At 67.4% G+C, this 5,687-nt stretch carries 3 protein-coding genes and 1 pseudogene; all 4 read right to left on the bottom strand.

The genetic code is table 11. The annotated features are described in order from the left end of the window. Window positions 1-1,398, bottom strand: a 1,398-nt coding sequence (locus H8R17_RS44120; protein ID WP_316959740.1) for a right-handed parallel beta-helix repeat-containing protein, incomplete at its 3' end; no start/stop codon positions are given. Window positions 1,399-1,431: 33 nt separating this feature from the next. Continuing rightward, on the bottom strand, window positions 1,432-2,535 hold the full coding sequence (locus tag H8R17_RS49000) for a ricin-type beta-trefoil lectin domain protein (protein ID WP_316959741.1): 1,104 nt from the start codon (window positions 2,533-2,535) through the stop codon (window positions 1,432-1,434). Between the two features lie 277 nt (window positions 2,536-2,812). After that, window positions 2,813-5,053 (bottom strand): carbohydrate-binding protein, encoded by a 2,241-nt coding sequence (locus H8R17_RS44130; protein ID WP_187828797.1) that lies wholly within the window; start codon window positions 5,051-5,053, stop codon window positions 2,813-2,815. 243 nt (window positions 5,054-5,296) lie between these two features. Continuing rightward, window positions 5,297-5,687, bottom strand: a pseudogene (locus H8R17_RS44135) (carbohydrate-binding protein); the annotation flags it as partial.

The following is a 5,687-nucleotide window of genomic DNA, read 5'->3' on the forward strand; positions in this document are numbered from 1 at the left end:
GCCGGAATAGCCGGTGTGGTCCGAGTCGATCGTGCCCTGACACACCGCCGGTGCGGACTCCGCCTCGTAACGCGGCCCCGGCGGCTCCGACGGGTCATTGTCGCCCCACTCGAAGGCGCCGAGATCCGGTGCCCGCCCGTTGTAGGGCAGACCGACGTCAGTGCCCTTGTCGATCAGGTCACTGTTCTCCGCGGGACGGAAATGGGGTAGCACGGGCAGACTTCCGTCGGCCTGGCGCGGGGCGTCCCAGCCCGACGTTGACACGCTCTGGAACTGCGAGTCCGACAGGCGGATGTCGAGGTCCCAGGAGTTATGCGATGAGCTGGTGCCGTTCATGTATGACGTCGGCGTTCCGGTGTAGGCGACGTTGTTGCGCAGATTCCCGCGGCCGACGGCGTTGCCCCTCGAGTCGATTCCCCGCATGTTGAAGTTGGGGTGGTTTCCGTAGGCGGTGTTGTTGAAGTAGTCGTTGGCCACCGGGTGGTGGTTGGAATAGAAACCCGCCGCCTTGTTCAGGAATGCGACCGAGAAGCGGACGGTGTGCTTCACCGCGCCGGGGTCGTAGTCGCCACCGAAGCCACCCACCTTGAAGCCGACTCCGTTGCCGGCGGGACTCGTCGTCCCCGGCTCGTATCCGTTGCGCCAGGCCCACGAGTTCTCCATGGTCACGGGCGAGAAGGTGGAGATGAGGTCGAACCCGTCATCGCCGTTCCACCACGCGCGGCAACCCCGGAACACGTTCGCGGAGCGACCGGCCGGCACGTAGTGCGAGCCGAAACCGTCGGCGTTCTCGCCGGGCCCGTCGGTGCTGCGCGGGTCGTAGTTGTCGTGGGAATCCGAGTTGAGGACGAGGTTGCCACTGCCACCGTTGATGAACAGGCCGGTCCCCATGTGATGATGGAGGTCGAGTTGCTCGAACGTGTTGTTGTTTCCGGAGACCCAGATGCCCCAGGATTCGGCATTGCGATTGTTGTTCTGCGGCACGCCGGTGGCTTCCAGCCCCTTGAGGTGCAGGTTGTTGCCGGTGACGCTGAAGCCCTTGATCCGGCAGTTGTCCCGCATGCCGGAGAAGTCGAAGACCGGCCGCTCACCGGGGTAGGCCCAATAGCGGATCGGGTTGCCTGCGCTGCCGCTCTTGTTGAGGGTGATGGCGTCGACTCGGTCGGTCTGACTCGAGCAGTTCCTGTTCGCGCGGGTGTAGGCGTAGGTGCCACCCCGGAAGTAGACGGTGTCTCCGGCACTGGCCACGGATTGCGCATGGGCGATCGATGCCCAGGGAGCGGCTTGCGTACCCGCCGCGCTGTCACTGCCGTTCGGTGCCACGTAATAGGCCTGTGCGCTCGCCGCGTCAGCGTGGGGCGCGTATGCCCCCGCCGCACCGGCCAGGGCGGCCGCCACGGCCAGTTTCGCTAGTGGGTTCATCAAGACTCCTCAGTGGGCAGGGGGTTGCCGGTCCCAGGTCTGGTTGGGGCCGTTGTGGCAGGTCCAGGCGATGACGGCGGCGTTGTTGGCCGTGCTGCGGCCGCTGACGTCCAGGCAGAGACCGGATTGGACGTTCGTGACCGAGCCGTTGGCGTTCAACGTCCACTTCTGCGTGTCGCCGCCAGTACACGAGTTGATCACTGCCCGGCTGCCCGCGCTGCCGCCCGCTTCCATGCACTTGGCGTTGTCGTAGACACGCAACTCGCCGGCCGCCGTGTGGTTCCAACGCTGATTGGCCGCACCGTTGCAGGTGTAGATGATCAGCTCGGTGCCGTTGGTCTGGGCGGCGGCTGGGACGTCCAGACACCTGCCGGAATCGGCGCCGACCAGGCTGAACGACGAATCGGTCGGTCCGTCCGGGTCAAGCGGGCAACTGCTGCGGTACGCCTTGACACCGGTCCAGTCCATCAACGGGCACATGAACTGGCTGTAGCGCGTGTCGTGGTCGACGAAGATCTTCAGCCAGGGGATGACCTTGCGCATCATCACCGAGTTGTTCGAGGTGGGGAAGCTGTGATCGGCGTCGGATAGTTCGAGGTACGCCCGCTCCGTCGAGGCCGGAATGCTGTTGTAGAGGCCGCGGGTGCTGGCCGGCGTGGTGACCGTGTCGTTCTCGCCGGCCACCAGCAAGGTGGGGACCCGCATGTTGTCCAAGTCCCGCGACGGGCTGTACGGCGCCAGCCCGACCGCGGCCTTCAACGACGGCCGCTGCAGGGCCGCGTACACGGCGCCGCCGCCACCCATCGAGTGGCCCATCCCCGCCACCCGGCTCGCGTCGACGCGGTCACGCACCGCACTGCGCTGCGTCAGGTAGTCCATCGCCGCCAGCAGCTGGGTCCCCCGCGAGGTCTCCCGGTCGTTGCGGTTGATGGTGTCTATCCCGATGACCACGAACCCGAACGACGCCAGCCAATGCCCCATCCAGGCCCCTTCAGCTGCCCAGGTGGCGGTGTAGCCCGGCACGATGGCGACCGCGCCGAACGTGCCCTGGCTGGTGTCGGTCGGGTAGTAGATCACCCCGCCGCCGAAGCCGTTGCCCCGTGGCACACTCACTTGGGCGGTGGCGAAGCTGCCCCGCGAGTCCGCGACACTTTCCCTGGTCGGATCGGGACCCCGCTGATACGGATTCTCATCCGCCGATGCTGGGTGGGCTACCACGGTGGCGACAAGGAGCCCGACGACGGCCGCGAGGGCGGCCATGGTCAGTTTCCTCGCCCGGCCTGGCGAGCGAGTCTGCGTCCGGCCGGCGTGCGCATGATCTCTGCGCATGATGTACCTCCTCAGATGATTCGGGTGGGGCGGCTTGCACCGCCGGCCCGCCCGAGTGCGGTCAGCGGACGTAGATGTCGGGTCGTGGCGGCGTGCTCATGCCGTTGCCGAGGAAGAAGCTGGGGTGTGGTGGCTGGTTGTACGCGGTGTTCTGCCAGGCCAGCGCCACCCGGTACTGCGGGTCGTGCAGCAGGGTCGGCAGACGCAGGTCGGTGCGGTGGGGCGTGCTGTAGATCCGCAACCGGCTCTGGTCGTCGGTCGGCCAGATGACCTCCTCGCGCCAGTCGCCGAGGATGTCGCCGGACAGCGCCGGGGTGGCCTTGCTGCCGTTGGGCACGAACACGTCGCTGGCGGTGAGCAGCCGGGTGTCGCCACCGGTTCCGTACTTGTCGATGTGGTTGCGGTCCAGCAGTTCGCGCACCGGGTCGCCGTCCCACCAGGACAGGAAGTTCGTCGAGCCGGGTTTGCGGCCGGCGACCTGAACGTTGCCGGCGGCGCTGCGCAGCCCGCCGACGGCCGCCGACCAGATTTCGGCGCCCTGGTTGCCGGCCCAGACGTCGGCGGCCACGCCGCGCCCGTTGTCGCAGCCGCAGGAGCCGTTGCGGGAGACGTCTCCGCCGGTGCGTGCGTCGGCCACCCAGTGCGCGGGCTCGTTGCTCCACTCCGTCGGACTGAACACCTCCAAGCCGGGCCGGGACGGGACCAAATCACCCACGTGGTAGGCGTCGCCATGGTGGGTGCTCCGCTGCCACAGCCCACGGCCGCTGTCGTCGATGGCTATCGACCCGTACATCACCTCGTCACGGCCGTCGCCGTCGGCATCCGCGATCGACAACTGGTGGTTGCCCTTGCCTGCCCACGCCGAGGAGTTGCTCTGCCTGTCCGAGTCGAACACCCAGCGTTTGGCAAGCTGGCCGCCGCGGAAGTCCCACGCCGCGATGACCGACCGGGTGTAGTAGCCGCGCGCCATGATGATGCTGGGCCGCTCGCCATCCAGATAGGCGGTGCCCGCCAGGAACCGGTCGACCCGGTTGCCGTAGCAGTCGCCCCAGTCACAGACGTTGCCGCGTGGCGGGTCGTAGTTGTCGGTGTCCAGGATCGCGCCGTCCGTGCCTCGGAACACCGTCAAGAACTCCGGCCCGGACAGGATCCGGCCGTCCGAGTTGCGGTGGTCGGCGTTGCCGTTACCGATCACCTGGCCCGTGCCGGATCTGGTCCCGTCCGCGGTCTTCATCGCGACCTCGGCGCTGCCGTCGCCGTCGTAGTCGTAGACTTGGAACTGGGTGTAATGGGCGCCTGCCCGGATATTGCGGCCCAGGTCGATGCGCCACAGCCGCTCCCCGTTGAGCCGGTAAGCGTCCAGCAGGACGTTGCCGGTGTGGCCCTCTTGAGCGTTGTCCTTGGCGTTGGACGGGTTCCACTTCAGCACGATCTCCAGCACGCCGTCGCCGTCCAGGTCGCCGACGCTGGCGTCGTTGCCGCGGTAGCTGTACGAGCCGCCGCCCGACGGTCGTTGGATCGGCACGTCGAGGTAGCCGTTGGCAAAGGTCACCGATGGCGCGGACGCCGGTTGCTCCGCACCGTCGACTACCGCCCGCACGGTGTACGACGAATCGGAAGACGCGCCGGAGTCGTAGTAGTTGGTCGCCGACCCGGCGAAGACCAGGGTGCTGCCCCGGTACAGGTGGAAGGACACTGCCGATGGGTCCGTGCCCAGCATCCGCCAGCTCACCAGATTGCCGTTGCCGGACCGGACGCTCACCAGACCCCGGTCGAGGTCCTCCAATTGCTTGCCATCGGGTGGTTGTGGCGGGGTGTCTCCGAGTTCGACGTAGTCGATGTTGGGTAGGCCGTCGGCGCTGGTGGGGTTGAGCCGGATGGTGTTGTCACCGGAGTTCAGTTGCACGACCGAGGTTGTGGTGGTCCAGGTGCTCCAGGCGCCGGTAGGCTGGAAGGAGACTGATTGCGTGGTGGTGCCGTTGACGTCCACGTCGGCTGCGCGGGCGGCGGTGGAGCCGTTGGCGAATCGCACCCGCAGGGTGGCGGTGCCAGCCTCCGGGGCGTTCACGGTGAATTGGGCTGCGGCGCCGATTTCCTGGTCGCCGTTGCAGAATCCGGTGCCGGAGTAGCCGGAGTGGTTCGTGTCGATGGTGCCGTCGCAGGTGGCCGGGGCGGTCTCGGCCTCGTAACGGGTCTCCGCCGCGGCGGCGGCCACCGTTGGGCTGATGATGAGTCCGGCACCGGCCAATGCCGCGGCGAGTCCGGCACAAAGCAGCGACACACGCCGCCTAGATGAACGCATGATCAACTCCAAGGGGTACGTCGGCAAGCGTCGAGTCAGAAGTAGCGACCGCGTCGTTGCGCATTGCCACACGATGCGCTCCCGGAACGTGCGCAGGTGCCGCCCCGTGACATCTGTCAAGAACTGTCACTTCGGCGGGCGCGCTGCGCGCCCGCTAGCGCTGGGGGCGGTGGGGTCAGGAGGGCATCGGAGATCGGGATGCCCTCCTGACCGCTGTGGGTGGTGTTAGGTGTTGGGGCCGATTTCTATGTAGTCGACGTTGGGCAGCCCTGCTGCTGTGGTTGGGTCGAGCCGGATGGTGTTGTTGCCGTCGTTGAGTGACACGGTCAGGGTTTTGGTGGCCCATGCGGACCACGCGCCGGTGGATTCGAACGAGACGGTGTCCACTGTGGTCCCGTTGACGACCAGGTTCGCCGGCCGGGCGTTACCGTTGCTCGCGCCGTTGGCGAAGCGGACCTCCACCGTGGCTGTACCGGCGTCTGCCTCTGGGGTCACCGTGAACTGTGCGTAGGCACCCGCAGCTTGGTCACCGTTACAGAACCCGGTGCCGGAATAGCCGGTGTGGTCCGAGTCGATCGTGCCCTGACACACCGCCGGTGCGGACTCCGCCTCGTAACGCGGCCCCGGCGGCTCC

Origin of the sequence: Streptomyces sp. TRM68367, from assembly GCF_014495685.1 — a bacterium.
Lineage (GTDB): Bacteria > Actinomycetota > Actinomycetes > Streptomycetales > Streptomycetaceae > Streptomyces.